The 19,851-nt window shown below is 60.5% G+C and carries 16 protein-coding genes and 1 riboswitch; of the genes, 6 read left to right on the top strand and 10 right to left on the bottom strand.

Going from position 1 to position 19,851, the window contains the following annotated elements:
- Positions 1 to 24 precede the first annotated feature (24 nt).
- The 3 genes from RGR602_RS10520 to RGR602_RS10530 are packed head-to-tail and all read right to left on the bottom strand — an operon-like array spanning position 25 to position 3,429.
- Complete coding sequence (locus RGR602_RS10520) at positions 25 to 1,395, bottom strand: MlaD family protein (protein WP_039845055.1); 1,371 nt, start codon at positions 1,393 to 1,395, stop codon at positions 25 to 27.
- Positions 1,396 to 1,404: 9 nt separating this feature from the next.
- Positions 1,405 to 2,253 carry an ABC transporter ATP-binding protein gene (locus RGR602_RS10525; RefSeq protein ID WP_039845056.1) on the bottom strand — a complete coding sequence of 283 codons (849 nt, stop codon included), beginning with the start codon at positions 2,251 to 2,253 and terminating at the stop codon, positions 1,405 to 1,407.
- Between the two features lie 9 nt (positions 2,254 to 2,262).
- Positions 2,263 to 3,429, bottom strand: coding sequence for an ABC transporter permease (locus RGR602_RS10530; RefSeq protein ID WP_223844008.1), 1,167 nt, complete (start codon positions 3,427 to 3,429; stop codon positions 2,263 to 2,265).
- 100 nt (positions 3,430 to 3,529) lie between these two features.
- Between RGR602_RS10530 and dgcA the strand changes: the two genes are divergently transcribed.
- Positions 3,530 to 4,513, top strand: a complete 984-nt coding sequence (gene dgcA, locus RGR602_RS10535) for an N-acetyl-D-Glu racemase DgcA (RefSeq protein ID WP_039845058.1) — start codon at positions 3,530 to 3,532, stop codon at positions 4,511 to 4,513.
- On the opposite strand, the gene RGR602_RS10540 is transcribed toward dgcA, so the two are convergent.
- The gene (locus RGR602_RS10540; RefSeq protein WP_039845059.1) at positions 4,465 to 5,685 is read right to left on the bottom strand and encodes an MFS transporter; all 1,221 of its coding nucleotides are present in this window, start codon (positions 5,683 to 5,685) and stop codon (positions 4,465 to 4,467) included. The genes dgcA and RGR602_RS10540 overlap by 49 nt on opposite strands.
- A 162-nt stretch (positions 5,686 to 5,847) precedes the next feature.
- Between RGR602_RS10540 and RGR602_RS10545 the strand changes: the two genes are divergently transcribed.
- Entirely contained in the window at positions 5,848 to 6,432 is a 585-nt protein-coding gene (locus RGR602_RS10545; RefSeq protein WP_082046520.1) for a GNAT family N-acetyltransferase, read from the top strand.
- Between the two features lie 25 nt (positions 6,433 to 6,457).
- On the opposite strand, the gene RGR602_RS10550 is transcribed toward RGR602_RS10545, so the two are convergent.
- Positions 6,458 to 7,264 carry a UDP-2,3-diacylglucosamine diphosphatase gene (locus RGR602_RS10550; protein ID WP_039845060.1) on the bottom strand — a complete coding sequence of 269 codons (807 nt, stop codon included), beginning with the start codon at positions 7,262 to 7,264 and terminating at the stop codon, positions 6,458 to 6,460.
- A 210-nt stretch (positions 7,265 to 7,474) separates the two neighbouring features.
- On the opposite strand from RGR602_RS10550, the gene RGR602_RS10555 reads away from it, so the two are divergent.
- Complete coding sequence (locus tag RGR602_RS10555; RefSeq protein ID WP_039845061.1) at positions 7,475 to 9,787, top strand: NADP-dependent malic enzyme; 2,313 nt, start codon at positions 7,475 to 7,477, stop codon at positions 9,785 to 9,787.
- Positions 9,788 to 9,913: 126 nt separating this feature from the next.
- Positions 9,914 to 10,999, top strand: coding sequence for a DUF2865 domain-containing protein (locus RGR602_RS10560; RefSeq protein WP_039846782.1), 1,086 nt, complete (start codon positions 9,914 to 9,916; stop codon positions 10,997 to 10,999).
- A gap of 7 nt (positions 11,000 to 11,006) precedes the next feature.
- Here the strand turns inward: RGR602_RS10560 and bluB are convergent, their stop codons facing one another.
- The 3 genes from bluB to RGR602_RS10575 all read right to left on the bottom strand — a co-directional run bounded on the left by bluB (position 11,007) and on the right by RGR602_RS10575 (position 14,503).
- Positions 11,007 to 11,693, bottom strand: coding sequence for a 5,6-dimethylbenzimidazole synthase (gene bluB / locus RGR602_RS10565; protein ID WP_039845062.1), 687 nt, complete (start codon positions 11,691 to 11,693; stop codon positions 11,007 to 11,009).
- A 77-nt stretch (positions 11,694 to 11,770) separates the two neighbouring features.
- Positions 11,771 to 11,954: riboswitch (cobalamin riboswitch) on the bottom strand.
- A gap of 18 nt (positions 11,955 to 11,972) precedes the next feature.
- Positions 11,973 to 12,803: a TolB family protein gene (locus RGR602_RS10570; RefSeq protein ID WP_039845063.1), complete on the bottom strand. Its 831-nt coding sequence runs from the start codon at positions 12,801 to 12,803 to the stop codon at positions 11,973 to 11,975.
- A 20-nt stretch (positions 12,804 to 12,823) separates the two neighbouring features.
- Positions 12,824 to 14,503, bottom strand: coding sequence for an NAD+ synthase (locus tag RGR602_RS10575; protein WP_039846783.1), 1,680 nt, complete (start codon positions 14,501 to 14,503; stop codon positions 12,824 to 12,826).
- Between the two features lie 182 nt (positions 14,504 to 14,685).
- On the opposite strand from RGR602_RS10575, the gene RGR602_RS10580 reads away from it, so the two are divergent.
- Together RGR602_RS10580 and RGR602_RS10585 are read left to right on the top strand one after the other, a co-directional pair.
- A complete protein-coding gene (locus RGR602_RS10580) occupies positions 14,686 to 16,620 on the top strand; it encodes an LTA synthase family protein (RefSeq protein WP_039846784.1) in 1,935 nt (644 codons plus the stop codon).
- A 571-nt stretch (positions 16,621 to 17,191) separates the two neighbouring features.
- A complete protein-coding gene (locus RGR602_RS10585; protein ID WP_039845064.1) occupies positions 17,192 to 17,725 on the top strand; it encodes a DUF1003 domain-containing protein in 534 nt (177 codons plus the stop codon).
- On the opposite strand, the gene RGR602_RS10590 is transcribed toward RGR602_RS10585, so the two are convergent.
- Both RGR602_RS10590 and RGR602_RS10595 read right to left on the bottom strand, forming a co-directional pair.
- Entirely contained in the window at positions 17,722 to 18,117 is a 396-nt protein-coding gene (locus RGR602_RS10590) for a GFA family protein (protein ID WP_039845065.1), read from the bottom strand. The genes RGR602_RS10585 and RGR602_RS10590 overlap by 4 nt on opposite strands.
- Positions 18,118 to 18,310: 193 nt before the next feature.
- Positions 18,311 to 19,684, bottom strand: coding sequence for a class II 3-deoxy-7-phosphoheptulonate synthase (locus tag RGR602_RS10595; protein ID WP_039845066.1), 1,374 nt, complete (start codon positions 19,682 to 19,684; stop codon positions 18,311 to 18,313).
- Between the last annotated feature and the right edge of the window lie 167 nt (positions 19,685 to 19,851).

A 19,851-nucleotide genomic window follows, 5' to 3' on the forward strand; every position in this document is an offset into this window, starting at 1 on the left:
ACCCCTACTTCTCAAATATCCATGTCAACGGCGCGTCCGGCCGTCATATTGTTTCACCGTATCGCCACCAAAAATCAGCCGCTGCGGATTCTGATCGAAATTGCTGATCGCACCGTTGAGATTCTGCATGGTCTGGCGGGCATCGTCGACGAGCGACTGCACGTCGCGCAAGCCGCCGCTCGAGAATCGCTGCAGATTGTCCGCGATCGGACCGATCCGGGCGTTGAGGTTATCCGCCATCTTCTTGAAAGATTCGAGCGTCGCGCGCGCTTCGGCAAAGAGCGACTGCGAATTGTCGGTGCCGAACAGCGCGTCGAGCTTGATCAGGATGCCATCGACGCGGGTCGAAGCCGAGTTCAGTTTGTTGGCCATCTGCGAGACGTCCTGGATCGTCTGGTCGATATCCTTCTGGCGCGCCGAAACCGTATTTGCGACGTCCCGAATGGAGGCGACCGCGACGCGCGCATCCTTCGTCGCCTGCGCAATATCGTCGACCGACCCCTTCACCTTGGCGGGATCGATCTGCGCCACCAGCGTGTCGACGCGATCGAGCGTCGTCTGCGCCTTCTTGCCGAAATCGTTGAATGTCGTCGCCGTGTCGTTGAATCTCTGGATCGCACCCTTCAGGTCGCCGGAGGCATTCGCGATATCGCGGCTCACCTTTTCGGCATTGCTGAGGATCGTATCGACCTTCTTCGCATCCACCGCACGCACCAGCGCCTCGACGGCCTCCAGCGTAGAATCGACCTTGCCAGAAACGTTGCGCACTGTTTCGGAAAGCTGGCCGACGCTCTGTAGGAAGGAATCGATGTTGCCGGAGTTCTTCGCCAGCGCGTCGGAGAATGTCTCGGCATTCTGCAGCGTCTTCGTCAGCGGTCCGCGCGCGTCGCGGACAAAACCCTGAACCTCTCCCACCGCATCGTTCGCCCGGTCGAGGATCCTGTCGGCCGTCGCCAGGAGGTTCGTCACGCTCGATTGATCCGCGACGATGACGGCGCGCTTGCCGGTCTCGATGGCCTTCTGCAGTATATTCTCCTCACCCACCTTGCCGCCCGAAAGCTCGATATAGGCCGCGCCCGTCAGGCCCTGGATTTCAAGGATGGCCCTGGTGGAAGGATAGATCGGCGCATCGACGCGCACCTCGGTGAAAGCCAGCGAATATTGCGGGTCGTCGGCATCGATCGACAGCGACGTCACCGAACCCACCTGGATGCCGTTGAAACGCACCGGCGACCCGACGCTGAGACCGTTTGCCGATCCGGGAATGCGCACGACGAGTTCCGCCATTGGACCGCTGCGTCCGTACTCGGCCATCCAGTAGACGAAGCCGAATGCGGCTGCGATCACCAGAACAGTGAAAAAGCCGACAATCGTGTAGTTCGCTTTGGTTTCCATCTTTTCCGGTCACTTCCCGCGGCTGTTGCCAGTGCTTTCGGCACGGCTGGCAGCCTTTTCTTCTTGCGGCACGATCGAGCGCGCGCGCTTGCCCTTGAAATAGGCCTGAACCCACGGATCGTCATAGGCCAGCATGTCGTCGATCGTTCCCTCAACCATTACTCGCTTGTGTCCAAGCACGGCAATACGGTCGCAGACGGAAAACAGGCTGTCTAGGTCGTGGGTTACCATGTAGACCGTCAGCCCCAGTGTATCGCGCAGCCGGGCGATCAGTTCATCGAATTCCGCAGCCCCGATCGGGTCGAGGCCCGATGTCGGCTCGTCCAGGAACACCAGTTCCGGATCGAGCGCCAAGGCCCGCGCAAGGGCAGCGCGCTTGATCATGCCACCGGAAAGCTCGGAGGGATACTTGTCCGCCGCATCGGCAGCAAGACCCACAAGCCGGATCTTCAGCTGCGCCAACTCGTCCATGAGCGATTTCGGCAGATCCAGATATTCGCGCATCGGCACCTGTATATTCTCCCTCACCGTCAGCGAGGAAAACAGCGCGCCCTGCTGGAAAAGCACTCCGAGCCGCATGTCGAGCGCGTTGCGCTGGTTTTCATCGAGCTTATCGAAATTCTGCCCCAGGATCTCGATCGTGCCGGAGCGGCGCGGCAAAAGGCGCAAGATGGTCCGCATCAGCACCGATTTGCCGGTACCCGATGCCCCGACGAAGCCTAGGATCTCGCCGCGGTAGATATTCAGGTTGAGCTTATCGAGCACAATCTTCGGGCCGAAGCCGACGGTCACGTCCCGCGCCGAAAGCACGATGTCCCGCTCCTTCTTCTCACCCTGATCTGACTGCTGCCCGTCCACGCTGAACCCTTAAAAATTGATGGCCGCATAGAACATGGCGAACAGCCCGTCCATGAGGATGACGACGAAAATCGACTTCACCACGGAAGCCGTCACGTGTTGGCCGAGCGATTCGGCGCTGCCTCCGACCTTAAGACCTTCCACTGCCGCGACAATACCGATGACGAGCGCCATGAACGGCGCCTTGATCATGCCGGAGAGCACCGTCGACAGCGTGATCGCCTCGTGCAGGCGCGACAGGAAGGTTGCGAAAGTGATGCCGGAATAGGCCCAGGCGACCGCAGCCGCGCCGAACAGCGAGGCGAAGTTCGCCAGCACCGTCAGAAGCGGCAGCGCCACCGTCAGTGCCACAAGCCGCGGGAAGATCAGCACGCCCACCGGATTGAGGCCCATGACCTTCAGCGCGTCGACTTCCTCACGCATCTTCATCGAGCCGATTTCGGCCGTGATCGCGCTGCCCGAACGACCGGCGATCATGATCGCCGTCAGGAGCACGCCGATTTCGCGGAGCTGCAGGATGCCGACGAGGTCAACGACAAAGACTTCGGCCCCGAAATAGCGGAGCTGGAAGGCGCCCTGCTGCGCGATGATCGCGCCGATCAGGAACGACATCAAAAGGATGATCGGAACGGCGCGCACGCCCATGTGGTCGATCTGGTTGACGATCGATGCCGGAGAAACGCCGCTGCCACGCCCGAACTTCATCTGCGCACCGCGCACCGCCGAGCCCAGGATATACATCGCGGCGGTGAGGTCATTCCAGAGGTCCATGGTCATCTTGCCGACCGGCGCGAAGATGCGCTCGGCAACGCCGCTTTTCATCGCAGCCTCAGTCACTTCCTCCTCCGGTTTCTCGGAGAATTCCTCGATCATCTCGTCGATGTGTGGATTGGTGCCTTCAAAACGAACCTGCCGCCCGGCCGCTTTTTCCTGCAGCTTGAGCCGGCAAAGCAGCCAGACACCGGCCGTGTCAATATCCGTGACGCGCGACAGGTCGAGCGTCAGATCACCTTTAGCGCGGGTAACCTTCTCGAGGTCGTGGAGGACGAGGTGGATGTTGGCGCTGCGCCAATTGCCTTCGAGATGAACGCGGCGTCCTCCACCATCGGCTTGGTCGTCCACGTGCAGTGAGGCGGCTTTGCGGGTGTCGGGCTTCAAAATGCTTGTGTCTTTCAAGGCTTGCGGCGACATTGCCGACTCGCGAACAAATCGCTCACGCCCGGCGCGTCAATATACCGAAGACACATAGAATTTCCATGCTCGCAGGATTGCAATTATGCCACGCTCGCTCGAAATCCAGATGAATTCCTTCCCCATTGCGGGCACTTTCACGATTGCGCGTGGTGCAAAGACATCTGCGGACGTCATCACCTGCATTCTGACGGAAAACGGCAGGCGCGGCTGGGGCGAATGCGTCCCCTACCGACGATATGGCGAGACGATGGAAAGCGTCGCCGCGCAGATCGAATCCGCCCGGCCGCTGATCGAGCAAGGCATTTCAGGCGAAGAGCTGCTTTCGGCCTTGCCGCCCGGCGCAGCGAGGAATGCCGTCGATTGCGCCATATGGGACCTCGAAGCCAAGCTCGGCGGAAAGAGCGTTGCCGAACGCATTGGGCTTGCGTCCGCAAAGCCGCTCACGACCGCTTACACGATCTCGCTCGACGAACCGGAGGTCATGACAGCGCAAGCGCGCAAATATTCTGCAAGGGCGCTACTCAAGGTCAAGGTTGGCACGGGCGACGATGAAAGCCGAATACGCGCCGTGCGCCAAGCCGCGCCTGACAGCACCATCATCCTCGATGCCAACGAGGGCTGGCCCGAGGAAACGCTGGAACATCACTTGCGCATCGCCTCCGAGATGAATATCGCCCTCGTCGAGCAGCCGCTGCCCGCCGGCCGGGACGAAATGCTTGCCGGCATCGCGCGCCCTGTCCTCGTCTGTGCCGACGAGAGCGTCCATCATACCGGCGATCTTGCAAGCCTGCGCGACCGCTACGACGCGATCAACATCAAGCTCGATAAGACTGGCGGCCTGACGGAGGCAATCGTCATGAAACGGGAAGCTCAGCGCCTCGGCTTCCAGATCATGCTCGGCTGCATGGTGGGCACATCGCTGGCAATGGCGCCCGCCGTACTCTTGGCGCAGGACGCAGAATTCGTCGATCTCGACGGTCCGCTGCTTCTTGCCCGCGACCGGGAAGGCGGCCTGCGCTACACCGCTTCCCTTGTCTGGCCGCCCGAGACCAGCCTTTGGGGCTGAAGGTAGTAGGCGACGAAGACTAGAGACATCCCCACCACCGCGACGAGTGCCATGACGTAGAAGCTTGCGAGGCCGAGCCAGGCATAGATGTAGCCGGAGGCGAGCGTCATCAGCCCCATGAACATGCCGTTATAGAAGAAATAGGCGCCCTGGGCCGACGATTCCTGCGTCTCCTGTACCGTTGCCACAATTCGCCTCTGCACGCCGGTATGCACGAAGGCAAAGCTGCAGGCATGGAAACACTGCAGCACGAAGAATCCAACGAATCCCCAGTGCATCGGGAAAAGGATCCAGCGGCAGATGCAGACCGCGCAGCCGATACGGATCAGCGTCCAGGCGTTGAAGCGGCGGTTCAAATGTTTCGAGACGAAGAACACCATGACTTCGGAAGCAACGCCCGCACTCCAGAGAATACCGACCTCCGTTCCCGAAAAGCCGAGGTGATGCCAATAAATCGACGCGAAGGCATAAAGAAGCGCGTGGCTCGACTGCTGGATCGCCACGCCCCAAAACAGCACCAGCAGATGCGGCTGCCGCAGCGAACTGCCGGTGGCAGCCGGTATGTCGACCGGCGTGCCGCGCCGGCGCGTCGGCCCGATGCGCGGACAGTAGATCGCCATCAGCACCGTCGTGACGAAACCGAAAATCATTACCGGCAGCACCATCGAGCCACCCCAATAGCCGATCATCTCGCCGCCGATCAGGGTCGAGGCGATGAAGGCGATCGAGCCCCAGACGCGCATCGATCCGTAGTCGAGTCCCCATCGGCGAACGCCGGAAATGACGATCGATTCGACGACCGGCAGATAGGGCGCAAACGTCGCCCCCTGCATGCTGAAAACGATCAGGACCGGCCAGAAATTTGTCGTCCAGCAGAGCGCGACCGCCGTCAGCAGCGACAGTCCGCCGGACCACAACAACACGTCGGCGCGCTCCTTCATTCGGTCGGCGTACATGGCGATGATCGGCGCAACGAGGACGCGCGCCACCATCGGCACCGCCAGGATGATGCCGATTTCATGATCGGTGAATTCGTGGAACGCGAGCCAGACGGGAAAGAATGGAAGAACGACACCGTTGACAGTCAGCGGAGCGCAATAGGACAGGGCGCTGAGCAGCCGGAAGCGCGGCGGCGCCCCCTCGCCTGCCGAGGCATTCTGGGCGGGAATCATCGGTGGACCTGCAGGAAACTAGACGTTGCCTAGCACATCAACCCAAGGGCGACTATGGCCAGAAATAGCCTTTCTTAAACGTTTCAAGAAAAGGCTTGTCCCCTTCCGCTCACAATCCATCGTAATTTAAAGCCATTAACGTTTGGGGTCGCGCAGAGCGTCGTGGATTTTGAGCCAAGCGTCATGCGGCAGTCACCGTTAGCTGCTTCGGTCGTCCTTCCAAAAAAGAAAGGTATACCTTTGCGCCCATACAAGATTCGCCGCCTCGACCGGAATGATGCGTCGTCTTTTAGGGAAATTCGCCTGGAGGCTCTCGCGAACCATCCAGAGGCATTTGGCGCGTCATGGGAAGAAGAGCAGAGCCAATCGGAGGCCCATTTCGCTGATAGGCTCGAGAACGGTCTTGTGATCGGAGGGCTCTTCGATGACGGAATGCTGGCCGGAACGATTGGTGTGTCGAAATCCAAGGGCATCAAGACGCAACATATTGGATCGATCTGGGGCATGTATGTCCGCCAAACGTTGCGGGGCACAGGGCTCTCACGCTTACTGCTGAGTGCTGCCGTCGACGAAGTTGGCACGCTTTTACGCTCGCTCCGGCTCAGCGTCGTGTCGTCCAACGTTCCGGCCATCCGGCTTTACAAATCCGTAGGTTTTGAAGAATGGGCCGTCGAGGTCGAAGCTCTAAAGGTGGGCGAAACTTATTATGATGAAATTCTCATGCGGCTGGAACTAGGCCCGCGTTAGTCGACGCAGTATTCACAACAGAAAATCAGGCGGCCTGCGGCTCGAGTTCGCTGTCGCGGTGCTCGATCGCCAGCGGGATGGCTTGAGCGTCGGCTATCGTGCTCCAGGTGATGAGCTCGAACGTGCCGTCCTCATGCTCGGCGATCGCCGTACAGCTCTCCACCCAGTCACCGGTGTTGATATAGCGCACGCCGTCCATGTCCTCGATCACGGCATGGTGGATATGGCCGCAGATGACGCCGTCGGCGCCATGCTTGCGGGCTTCGTCGGCCACGACGCGCTGGAACTCGCCGATGAAATTGACGGCATGCTTCACCTGTAGCTTTGCCCAGGCGGAGAAAGACCAATAGGGCATGCCCATGCGGCGGCGGATCGCGGCCAGAACGACGTTGATCTTGATGGCCGTGTCGTAGGCCCAGTCCCCGAGATAGGCGAGCAGGCGGGCATTGCGGACGACGACATCGAATTCGTCTCCATGCAGGATCAGGTACTTCTTGCCGTCCGCCCCGTCATGCATCACGCGCTCGGCGACTTCGATGCCGCCGAAATGCATGCCGGGGAAGTCGCGCAGGAATTCGTCGTGATTGCCAGGGATATAGACGACCCGCGTGCCCTTGCGCGCCTTGCGCAGCAGCTTCTGCACGACGTCGTTGCAGACCTGCGGCCAGTACCAGCTGCGCTTCAGTCGCCAGCCGTCGACGATGTCGCCGACGAGGAATATCGTATCGGCGTCGTGGTAGCGGAGAAAATCGAGGAGGAAGTCCGCCTTCGCCGCCTTCGAGCCGAGATGCACATCGGAAATGAACAGAGTACGGAAGTGTCGAGTATCCATATTGTCTTTCACAAGCAATTGCCTGCGTCCTATCGTTCATCTCGCCTTCCAAAATCAGACTCGTGTTTCAGGAAGATGACAGATGTGCGAATTGGCACATCGCAGCGCTCACGAGATTTCCGCCCGGATGCGAATTTCTGACTGTCCCTGCCAGCCGATTGTTGTATGGAGAAGTCTTCAAAAGATGTGAGTGCGGCAGCGGAGACGGCAATGGATCATCAGGAAAAATCCAAGACGGAGAAGAACGAGACGGGCGGAAACCTCGACGAACAGGCGCTTTTCTTCCATCGTTATCCCCGTCCCGGCAAACTTGAAATCCAGGCGATCAAGCCGCTCGGCAACCAGCGCGACCTGGCACTCGCCTATTCGCCCGGCGTCGCAGCACCTTGCCTTGCGATCCGTGACAATCCGGAGACGGCGGCCGATTATACCTCGCGCGCCAATCTCGTCGCCGTCATCTCCAACGGCACAGCGGTTCTCGGCCTCGGTAATATCGGCCCGCTCGCCTCCAAGCCCGTCATGGAAGGCAAGGCCGTTCTCTTCAAGAAATTTGCAGGCATCGACGTCTTCGACGTCGAAATCGAGGCCCCCACTGTCGACCAGATGGTCTCCACCATCGCCTCGCTAGAGCCGACATTCGGCGGCATCAATCTCGAGGACATCAAGGCGCCGGAATGCTTCGAGGTCGAGCGCCAGCTTCGCGGCAAGATGAAGATCCCGGTCTTCCATGACGACCAGCACGGCACGGCCATCATCGTCGCCGCCGCGATCCTTAACGGACTGGAACTTGCCGGCAAGAAGATCGAGGATGTGAAGATCGTCGCCTCCGGCGCGGGTGCCGCAGCACTCGCCTGCCTCAACCTCCTGGTGACGCTCGGCGCGAAGCGCGAAAACATCTGGGTCCACGATATCGAAGGCCTCGTCTATGAAGGCCGCACCGAGCTGATGGACGAATGGAAGGCTGTCTATGCGCAGAAAAGTAAGATGCGTACGCTCGCCGACAATATCGGCGGCGCCGATGTTTTCCTTGGCCTTTCGGCTGCCGGCGTCCTGAAGCCCGACCTCCTGTCACAGATGGCGGACAAGCCGCTCATCATGGCTCTCGCCAATCCGACTCCTGAAATCATGCCGGACCTCGCGCGTGCCGCCCGCCCGGACGCAATGATCTGCACCGGCCGCTCGGACTTCCCGAACCAGGTGAATAACGTCCTCTGCTTCCCCTATATCTTCCGCGGCGCGCTCGATTGCGGCGCCACCGCCATCAACGAAGAAATGAAGATGGCGGCCGTCGAGGCCATCGCGGGGCTTGCCCGCGAGGAAGTGTCGGACGTCGCGGCGCGCGCGTATTCCGGCGAGACGCCTGTCTTCGGTCCGAATTACCTCATTCCTTCGCCCTTCGATCCGCGTCTCATCCTGCGCATCGCGCCGGCTGTCGCCAAGGCCGCCGCCGAGACGGGCGTCGCGTCGCGGCCGATTGCCGATTTCGACGCCTATCTCGATCAGTTGAACCGCTTCGTTTGGCGTTCGGGCTTCGTCATGAAGCCGATCTTTACCAGCGCCAAGCTTTCCGAGAAGAAACGTGTCATCTTCGCGGAGGGAGAAGACGAGCGCGTCCTGCGCGCGGCTCAGGTTCTGCTGGAGGAAAAGACCGGCGAGCCGATTCTGATCGGCCGCCCCTCGGTCATCGAGGCTCGCCTCAAGCGGTTCGGCATCCGCATTCGCCCAAACATCGATTTCGCCGTGGTGAATCCCGAAGACGATCCGCGCTACCGCGACTATGTCGAAGACTACTTCGCCCTCGTCGGCCGCGCCGGCATCAATCCGGAAGCCGCCCGCACGATCGTGCGCACCAACAACACGGTTATTGGCGCCTTGTCGGTGAAACGCGGCGAGGCGGATGCCCTCATCTGCGGCGTGGAAGGCCGCTTCGACCGCCACCTGAAAGACGTCGGCCAAATCATCGGCAAGCGACCAGGTGCCTGCACCTTCGCCGGTCTCAGCCTTTTGATCACCCAGAAAGGACCGGTCTTCTTCGCCGATACCTTCGTGAACTACAATCCGACACATGAGGAAATCGCCGAGATCGCCGTTCTCGCAGCCCAGGAGGTTCGCCGCTTCGGCATCACGCCGAAGGCCGCGCTGATCTGCCATTCGAATTTCGGCTCCCGAAACTCCGAGAGCGCACGCAAGATGCGCGATGCCCTGCAGCTCGTGCGCGAACAAGCCCCCGATCTGGAGGTCGATGGTGAAATGCAAGCCGGTTCTGCACTGTCGGAAGCGCTGCGCAAGCGCGCCATGCCGGATAGTTCGCTTGCCGGCGAAGCCAACTTATTGCTCTTCCCGAACCTCGATGCCGCAAACATCTCGCTCGGCCTCGTCCGCACCATGATGGATGCGCTCCATGTCGGCCCGATTCTGCTGGGGACTGCACAGCCTGCGCATATCCTGTCGACTTCGGTCACCTCGCGCGGAGTGGTCAACATGGCCGCGCTTGCCGTTGTGGAGGCTTCTCAGCCGGCGTAAGTTGTCGCAAAATGCGAAAATGCGTTACAATTGCGTCGCCAGCTTGTTAACGGAAGCAGGTTAAAAAGCCGGGATGCGGCGAATGTCACGCCGCACTCTGGCCTGACTTTGCTGCGGGATGATGCCGTGAAACGCCGAAACCTGACCCTTGCGATCCTGCTTGCCTTGGCCGCACCTGCTGCCGCGCAGACGCATGCGTTCTGCGACGACCTGCGCGGCCGCATTGCCGATCTGCCCCATGTCATCGGCAACGGCCCCGAAGTCCGCCAATATGCGAGCGCGATCGCCGAGCAGAATCTCGAGCTTCGTAAAGTCCGCAACGACCTTCGCGTCTACGGCTGCTCGATGGACAGCATGGTCGTGATCGGCGGCGAGAATGCGCATTATTGCAGCGAGCTGCAGCAATCCGAGGCGCGCATGGTCGACAACATTCGATACCTGCAGGAGCGGCGCAACGACCTGCGTAATCAGGGCGGCGCCGATTATCGCGTGCGCCGCGAGCTGATGGCGGCGCTCGAAGACAACGGCTGCAACGACGAGCTCGACTATGCCCCGGATCTGCAGGCCTATGCGCCGGGACCAAGTCCCGAAGAACAGGCGATGCGGAGCGATACCTTCATTCCGCTTGGAGAAGGCGAACAGGGCGACTTACAATATGGCGTGCCGCGCGGTGAGCTCATGTCGCATGTCAGCACCATGTGCGTGCGCACCTGCGACGGCGGCTTCTTCCCGATCACCACGAATGCAACATCGATCGATTTCAACCGCGACGCAGCGACGTGTTCGAAAATGTGCCCTGGAATCGAGACGGAGCTTTTCTATCAAGACATCTCGAATACCGAAGCCGCAAACATGATCTCGGCCTCGACCGGTGCGCCCTACAGCGCCATGCAGAATGCCTTTGCCTACAAGAACCGCGCGCCCGGCCAAAAGTCCCCCTGTTCCTGCAATCTCTCCGCCTATTACGAGAACATGCGCAAGAATCAGGCGATCATCGACCCGCCGAGGAAAGGCTCGATTACGAATATCAAGACGAAGCCGCGATCGGGCGCCGCATCCACGCCTGCCCCGCAGCCGCAGGTGCCGGACCGCCCTTATGACCCGGCCAACAGCAAAGTCCGCCAGGTCGGTCCGCAGTTCCTCGCCGGCGATCAGGGCGCGATCGATCTCAAGAACCCCGCAACGCCCGGACCGCAGCCGCAGCAGAACTGACGCGGCGTTACTGGCTTCCCCATCGGTCGCAGAAGACCAGTTCTTCCAGCGGCAGGCGCTGTCGCCAGCCTTTCACGGCCAGTTCCGGCGCGTGGTAAAGCTGATCGACATAACCGACGCAAAGCCAGGCGACGATCTCGATCCGCTCCGGAATGCCGAGCAGTTCCCGAATATCCGCATCGTGGAAGATGCTGACCCAGCCGACCCCGATGCCTTCGGCCCGGGCGGCAAGCCACAGGTTCTGCACGGCGCAGACGGTCGAATAGACATCTGTACGCGGATTGTGGGTGCGGCCGATGACCACCGGCCCTGCCCTGTCCGGATCGCAGGTGACACAGATGCTGAGCGGTGCCTTGCGGATGCCTTCGAGCTTGAGGCTTCTGTACATATCCCGCCGCTCCTCTTCAAACATCTCGGCCGCTTCCTTGTTGGCGCGCGAAAACGCCTGCCACGCGGCCTGGCGCACCTTCGGATCGCGGATCACGATGAAATTCCACGGCTGCATGAAACCGACCGACGGCGCGGCATGGGCCGCCCCAAGCAGCCGCGACACCAGATCGTCGGGCAGAGGATCGGGCAAAAACTGGTCGCGCACGTCGCGGCGCGTTTCGATGGCTCTATAGACCGAGGCCCGGTCGTGTTCGGAGAACTCGCCGGCCGGAACCAGGGCGGGGGCGAAAGGATCGAGTTGCATCGTTAAATCCCCAACAATGCTTGAGCACCCGCAACCGCAGCGCAGGAAGCGTCAAAACCTCGCCGCCGTCCGCGCGGTTCGGTCCATCTTGCCAGGCCGGTCTTCTGACTTGGCGTCACCCGCTTTCTGCAGCCTTCCCGGCAGATGCCAGTGGCCATTGTTGCAGCAAGCGTCAGCCTCACAGCGTTGGGCACGTTCCGGTCCTTCACCGGATTCCCGATTCTCCTGCTGGATGCAGGCACCTGACAGCAGTCTCTATCTCCTGAATCGGCGCCTCGTTCAAGTCTCCGGGAAGTAACGTACATAGGCAAATTCGTCGCCATCCGGTGACCAGCAGGGTACATTGATCGTGCCCTGCCCGCCGAAGAGCTCGAACAGCGTAGTCGGGTTGCTGCCGTCCATGTCCATCAGCCGCAGCCGCACATCAAGGTCGCGCGGATGATCGAAGACCTCCGGATCGTAGGAAAGGATCAGCACCTTGTCGTTCTTCGGTGAAGGATGCGCAAACCAGTTGCCATAGTTGTCGTGCGTCACCTGCGCCAGGCCGGTTCCATCCGGATGGATGCGCCAGATCTGCATGAGACCGGTGCGGCTGGAGTTGAAGTAGATCCATTTCCCGTCAGCCGAATAATCGGGCCCGTCGTTTCGCCCCTCGCCATGCGTCAGCCGCTTTTCGGGGCCACCATCGACGGAAATCGTATAAATGTCGAAGGCGTCGTCGCGAATGCCGCAATAGGCAAGCTCCTTGCCGCTCGGCGACCAGCCGTGCCAATAGGAGGGAAGATTGTCGGTGATCAGCCGCGGCGTCCCGCCAGCCGCCGGCAAGACATAGATCGCCGACTTGCCGAATTCCGTCTTGTCGGAAATGACAATTTGTGTCCCGTCCGGCGAAATGCCGTGATCGTTATTGCACTGCGTCGCAAAATCCGTATCGACAAGCTGGAGGCCGCCGGAGCCGTCCGGCCGCAGCCGGTAGAGCAACCCGTCGCCATTCAACAGCATATAGGCGCCATCAGGCGAAAAGTTCGGCGCCTCGATCAGCTTTTCCGTCTGGACGACAATCCGGCTTTCCCCGGAGCGGATATTATAGATCTCGACCGAACTGCGCATGCATCCTCCAGGATTTTGGGTTACCGGTCGCGGAACCGGTTGGTGATCGGGTAGCGGCGATCACGCCCAAAGTTCTTCTTGGTGATCTTCACGCCCGGAGCCGACTGCCGGCGCTTGTATTCGGCGAGATAGAGCAAATGCTCGACGCGGTGGACGGTCGCCACATCATGCCCCCGCGCGAGGATCTCCTCGACAGCCATCTCCTTCTCGACGAGGCATTCGAGGATGTCGTCGAGCACCGGATAAGGCGGCAGCGAATCCTGGTCCGTCTGGTCCGGGCGAAGCTCGGCGGACGGCGCCTTGTCGATGATGTTTTGCGGGATCACCTCGCCGGACGGCCCCAGCGCGTCCGGCGGCACATGACCATTGCGCCAGCGCGACAGCGCATAGACCTGCATTTTATAGAGGTCCTTGATCGGATTGAAGCCGCCATTCATGTCGCCGTAGAGCGTCGCATATCCAACCGACATTTCCGACTTGTTGCCGGTCGTGACCACCATGGAACCGAACTTGTTGGAAATCGCCATCAGGATCGTGCCGCGCGCCCGGCTCTGCAAGTTCTCCTCGGTAATGCCGCTATCGGTTCCTTCGAACAGCGGCGAGAGCGCCGAGGCGAAGCCTTTCACCGGCTCCTCGATCGGCACGATGTCGTAGCGGCATCCGAGCGCCTTGGCACAGTCGGCCGCATCCTTCAGCGAATCGGTTGACGTGTAGCGATACGGCAGCATCACGGTTCGCACGCGCTCCTCGCCGAGAGCATCGACGGCGATCGCCGCGCAGATCGCCGAGTCGATGCCGCCGGAGAGGCCGAGGACGACATTCTTGAAGCCGTTCTTATTCACATAATCGCGGAAACCGACCAGGCAGGCGCGATAGTCGGCCTCGTCGGGCTCGGGAATACGAGACATCGGGCCTTCGCTACAGCGCCAGCCGTTTTCGCCGCGCTTCCAGGTCGTCACCGCCAGCGCGGTTTCGAACTGGCTCATCTGGAAGGCCAGCGATTTGTCGCCGTTGAAGGCGAAACTCGCACCGTCGAAGACGAGTTCGTCCTGGCCGCCGAGCTGGTTGGCGAAGATTAGGGGCAGGCCGGTTTCGATCACCTGCTTGAGCGCCACCTGATGGCGCACGTCCACCTTTCCGCGATAATAGGGTGAACCGTTCGGCACCAGCAGGATTTCGGCACCACTTTCGGCGAGTGTCTCGCAGACGCCGAGATCGTTCCAGATTTCTTCACAGATCGGCACGCCGATCCGCACGCCGCGGAAATTCACCGGCCCCGGCATCGATCCTTCGGAAAAGACGCGCTTCTCGTCGAACTCGCCGTAGTTCGGCAGGTCGATCTTGTCGCGCAGCACCAGGATCTGGCCGCCGTCGAGAACTGCAACCGAGTTATGCCGCCCCGTCTTTCCCTGCCGCGGGAAGCCGACGATGACGCCGGGACCGCCGTCAGCGGTATCGGCCGCGAGGTCCTCGACCGCCTTCTGGCAGGCCCTTAGAAAGGCCGGTTTCAGCACGAGGTCTTCCGGTGGATAACCGGAAATGAAAAGCTCCGTCAGAAGCAGCAGATGCGCGCCTTGGCGGGCCGCATCGGCGCGTGCCTCACGGGCTTTGGCAAGGTTTCCGGCGACATCGCCGACTGTCGGGTTCAACTGGGCAACGGCAATCTGGAGTGTATTCAAAGGAGCGCTTTCCTGTGTCATGTCATCCATTTAGCGCGGGCCGCCCGCCGCTTCAATTGCCCGCGCCATGAAAAGCCGGCGGGGGCTTGCCGGGCGAAAAACCCAAAACATTATGGAAAAGCCGGGAAACCGAGAGGTTCATCTAGCGTTCATGACAGGCATGTGACACTTCGGTGAAGATTTTATGACGTCGGAGTATGCCGTTGATCCCGTTGATAATGAAGTCCGTACCGGCCAGAAAAGCAGCACTGCTTTCCGCCGGTTTCGGGTCGAGTATACAGTCTCCGGGAGCGCGCGCGGCAATCGGCATCGTATTTTCGTTTTCTCTCGCTTTCCTCAGCGTTGTCGCCGTCGAGTGGATTGCGCGCGGCACGTTGATCGATGTCGGCGAGTTCCTGACATCGACGGTCAGGCCCGGCATGACGACCGTCGCCATGCTGACGATCGTGATGTTGACCCTCGATGCCGTATTTGGACGGCGCTACCAATCGGCATTGGTATTGATCCCGCTTTTCCTGATCCCCGCCTTTGTCTCCAATCAAAAGCAGCACTTTCTCTCCGACCCCTTCTATCCGTCCGACGTGCTGTTTACCCGTCAGATTATGGAACTGCTGCCGGTCATGGTGCGAGACAGGCCGTGGACCGCCACAGCACTTCTCGTCGGCATCGTGCTTTTCACCGCAGGCATCGTTTTCGCATGGCGTTATGCCTGGCAGAATTTCCCGAAACTCTCCCGCCAGGCTCGCCTGCGCCACCTTTGTCTCGGGCTGCCGGTGATAGCGGCTTTCGCGTCGCTCATGGACTATTCGCAATATTCCTACATTCGCGACCGCCTGCAGGTGGTGCCGATGATGTGGGACCAGAAGGAGAACTACCGCAGCAACGGCTTCATACTGGCCTTCCTCTTCAACATCCCGATGGCCGATGTCGCAGCGCCCGCCGGTCTCAACGCCGATGCGCTCGACGCGATCCCCTCGCGCAACTACGGCTATCTAACAGGCCCGGAAGAAAAGCCGGACATCATCATGCTGATGAGTGAGTCCTTTTGGGATCCGACGAGGTTCAAAAACCTCTCCTTCAGCGCCGATCCGATGCCGAACGTCCGCGCCGCGCAGTCCGGCTACGTCTTCTCGCCGGAATTCGGCGGCATGACCGCCAATGTCGAATTCGAGGCACTGACCGGCTTCTCGAACGCCTTCCTGCCTTATGGCAGCATTCCTTACCAGCAATATGTCCGCAGCGACGTGCCCTCGCTTGCTACCTTCTTCCGCGGCGAAGGCTACATCGCCCGCGCCCTGCACCCCTTCAGCGGCTGGTTCTGGAACCGAAACCAGGTCTACAAGGATTTCGGTTTCGAGGAGTTCCGGACCGAAGAAACGATGCCGCCGATGGAAAAGCGCGGCATCTTCGCCTCCGACGATTCTCTGATGAAGGAGATCATGCGTGAGGGCGACGGCCTCGATAAGCCGTTCTTCTTCTTCGCTGTCACCTTGCAGGGACATGGTCCCTACGAGCCGTATCGCTATGCACGCAACACGATCGGCATCCGCGGCAACATTCCGGAGGCCGATCGTGCGACGCTTGCGACCTATACGCAGGGCGTGAAGGAAGCTGACGACAGTCTCAAGACGCTGATGGATTGGGCCTCGAAGCGTGAGCGCGAAACGATCATCGTCCTTTGGGGCGATCACCTGCCGCCGCTCGGCAACGTCTATATGAGCGCCGGCTACATGGCGGACCAGGTCGCGACCCGCAGGGCGCCGCTCGACGTGATGAAGCGCGAGCATGAAACGCCGCTGGTCATCTGGTCGAACAAGAAGGGCGTGAAGGAGGACGTCGGCACGATCAGCCCGTCGCTGATCTCCTACAGCCTCCTCAAATTTGCCGGTTTCGAGCATCCCTTCTACACCGGTTTCCTCGGCCGCGTGCAGAAGAAATACGACATCATCGACCGTTACCAACTGGCGGCGCGCAACAACAAGGCGACGCCGGACTGGGTGCGCGACCGCAAAAAGCTCGATCCTCTTGTGCGTGATTACGGCTACCTGCAGCACGACATCATGTTCGGCAAGGCGCGGACGCTAGAGCGCTTTTTCCCAAAACACGGCCTGCTTGCCGAGGGATACCAGGGCCATTGATGGCAGTCGGCGGCTGCGTTTCACAACGCTTCCTGGCCGTTGGCGGTGTGCGAGTTTGACATTCCACCGCGCCAAACCTACCGGATTTCGAGAAGCGATCGTTCTCGATACCGATGTCATTTCGGAACCGAATATGGGCGTCGTTGACTGGCTCGTGACGCAGCACTCTTCACAGGTGTTCACAGCGGCGGTGACGGGACCCGTCTACGCGCTGCGCCTTCTTGGCGAGGAGCTAGGAGCTCGGGGCCGCTATCGTGCCGATTTTCAGCGAAGATATCGGCGGGGGGGTCCTGCCCTTCGAATCGGGACGCATCAGATGTCCATGCGACCATTGTCACGAACCGTCGCAAGCCGGCCGACCGATCAGCCATTTCGACGATCAGATCGCAGCAATTGCCATCTCACGCGGGGCGTCACTTGCAACCCCGCAACATGACCGACTTCGACGGAGTTGGCCTTGATGTTATCAATCCCTGGAGGATTCGGTGATGGTGGCAAAGGCGCAAGCTGAACCCACCATCGCTGACGAATCAGATCTTTCCGCCCGTGGTGCCAGATATCGGAGCCAGTCATGCATAGTATTTCGAATTTCGTTCACCTGCATTTCGACAGGCCGACCGAGGAACTCGGCGACATCGAAAAACGCGTCCTCAGGAGGACACACGAACGCAAGGTCATCTCGACCGACGTCAACGAAGCCTTTGCCGCGGAGGCGACTTTCGGAGCGCGCGTCGCTGACGGTATCGCAAGGATCGGCGGCTCCTGGTCCTTTATCATCGCCTTCCTCGCTTTCCTCGCGATCTGGGCGGCAATCAATACGATTGTGCTGGCAACCCGCGCCTTCGACCCCTACCCCTTCGTCTTCCTGAACCTGATCCTCTCCATGCTCGCCGCAATCCAGGCGCCGATCATTATGATGTCGCAGAACCGGCAGACCGAGCGCGACCGCTTCGAAGCAGCCAAGGATTATGAAGTAAATCTCAAGGCCGAGCTCGAGGTCCTGTCGCTGCACCAGAAAATCGACATGCAGGTCGTGACCGAACTCGCTGCACTGCGCGAAGAGGTCGGGCGCCTGAACGCTTCGCTGGCCGCGAAAGGGGCCTAAACACCTTTGGCGTATTGCGGCGCGCCATCGTTGATCTCATAGAAATCGCCCTTGTCGGCACAGTAGATATGATAGCCGAAGGAAAGCCCGCTCGGCAGGTTGAACGCGCCGGCCATCACGGAAACTTCTGGCGATCCCTTCCGTTGCCAGAATAGCGCCGAGCCGCAGTTTGCGCAGAAGCCGCGCTCAGCAGTCTCGCTCGACCGGTACCAGCGGATCGAGCTCTTGCCCTCGATCGTCAGGCAATCCAGGGAGACGTCGCAAGACGCGTAGTAGAGCCCCGTCTGCCGTCGGCACTGCGAGCAATGACATGCGACGACCGGAGCGGGCTTGCTCTTGCTCATAAACGTCACCGCCCCGCAGGCGCAGCCGCCCGTATATTCCTTCGTCATTCGGCCCCCCGGTTCTCGATTGGACTGTGAGATTGGCCGCTTGCCTGGGACTGCGTCAAATCCAATTCCTTGAAGCAGACCGTCAGAAATTTTGATGCCGAGCTTCTTGAAATGCCGCGACCAGCAATCGGTGCACGTTCAATAAAAAAGCCCGGCACTGAGCCGGGCTCTCGATTCCAGTCTTTCGGGTAGATCAGCCGTTGACGGCCATGCGCTTCTCGTCGCGGCCGCCCTTCATGCGCTCGGCGAGCAAGAAGGCAAGCTCGAGGGCCTGGTCGGCGTTGAGACGCGGATCGCAATGCGTGTGATAACGGTCCTGCAGATCCTCGGCTGAAACAGCGCGGGCACCGCCCGTGCATTCCGTCACGTCTTTGCCGGTCATCTCAATATGAATACCGCCCGGATGCGTGCCTTCGGCGCGGTGGATCTGGAAGAAGCTTTCAACTTCCGACAGGATGCGCTCGAACGGACGCGTCTTGTAGTTGTTGAGCGTGATCGTATTGCCGTGCATCGGATCGCAGGACCAGACAACCTTGCGGCCTTCGCGCTCCACCGCCCGGATGAGGCGCGGCAGGTGGTCGGCGACTTTTTCGTGACCGAAACGGCAGATCAGCGTCAGGCGGCCGGCTTCGTTTGCCGGGTTCAGGATGTCGACAAGGCTCAACAGATCGTCCGCCTGCAGAGACGGACCGCACTTCAGGCCGATCGGGTTCTTGATGCCGCGGCAGTATTCGACATGCGCGTGATCGGCCTGGCGCGTGCGGTCGCCAATCCAGATCATGTGGCCGGATGTCGCGTACCAGTCGCCGGACGTAGAATCGACCCGCGTCAGCGCTTCTTCGTAGCCGAGCAGCAACGCCTCGTGGCTGGTGAAGAAGTCCGTCTCGCGCAGGCTCGGATGGTTCTCGGACGTGATGCCGATCGCCTTCATGAAGTCCATGGTTTCGCTGATTCGGTCGGCAAGTTTGCGGTAGCGCTCGCCCTGCGGGCTGTCCTTCACGAAGCCGAGCATCCACTGGTGCACATTCTCGAGATTGGCATAACCGCCCATCGCGAAGGCGCGCAGAAGGTTCAGCGTCGCGGCTGACTGGCGGTAAGCCATGGCTTGGCGTTCCGGATTCGGAATGCGCGCTTCCTCGGTGAATTCGATGCCATTGATGATATCGCCACGGTAGCTCGGCAGCGAGACGCCGTTCTGCGATTCGATGCCCGAAGAACGCGGCTTGGCAAACTGACCGGCAATACGCCCCACCTTGACCACCGGCAGTTGTGCGCCGAACGTCAGCACGACGGCCATTTGCAGGAAGGCGCGGAAGAAGTCGCGGATCGTGTCGGCGCCATGCTCGGCGAAGCTCTCGGCGCAGTCCCCGCCCTGCAGCAGGAAACCGTTGCCTTCGGAGACATTGGCGAGATGCTTCTTCAAACGGCGGGCCTCGCCCGCAAAGACGAGCGGGGGATAGCTAGCGAGCTGGGCTTCCGTTGCCGCCAAAGCGGCCTGGTCCGGATAATCCGGGACCTGCTGGATCGGCTTTTGCCTCCAACTGCTCGGGGTCCAAGTCTCTGCCATTTTAGTCACCTTTGTCTCGCCGGGATCAACGCCCGGCGCCTGTCGTCCACGATAACGGCGGCTTATAAACCTTTAGCATCCGCTTGCCTAGCGCCGTTCGACAGGTTCTGAACGGGTCGCGAAACCTGCCGCGCTTATAGGGAAACCCTCTGATGCGCCTTCAATCC

This window comes from Rhizobium gallicum bv. gallicum R602sp (genome assembly GCF_000816845.1).
Classification (GTDB): Bacteria; Pseudomonadota; Alphaproteobacteria; order Rhizobiales; family Rhizobiaceae; genus Rhizobium; species Rhizobium gallicum.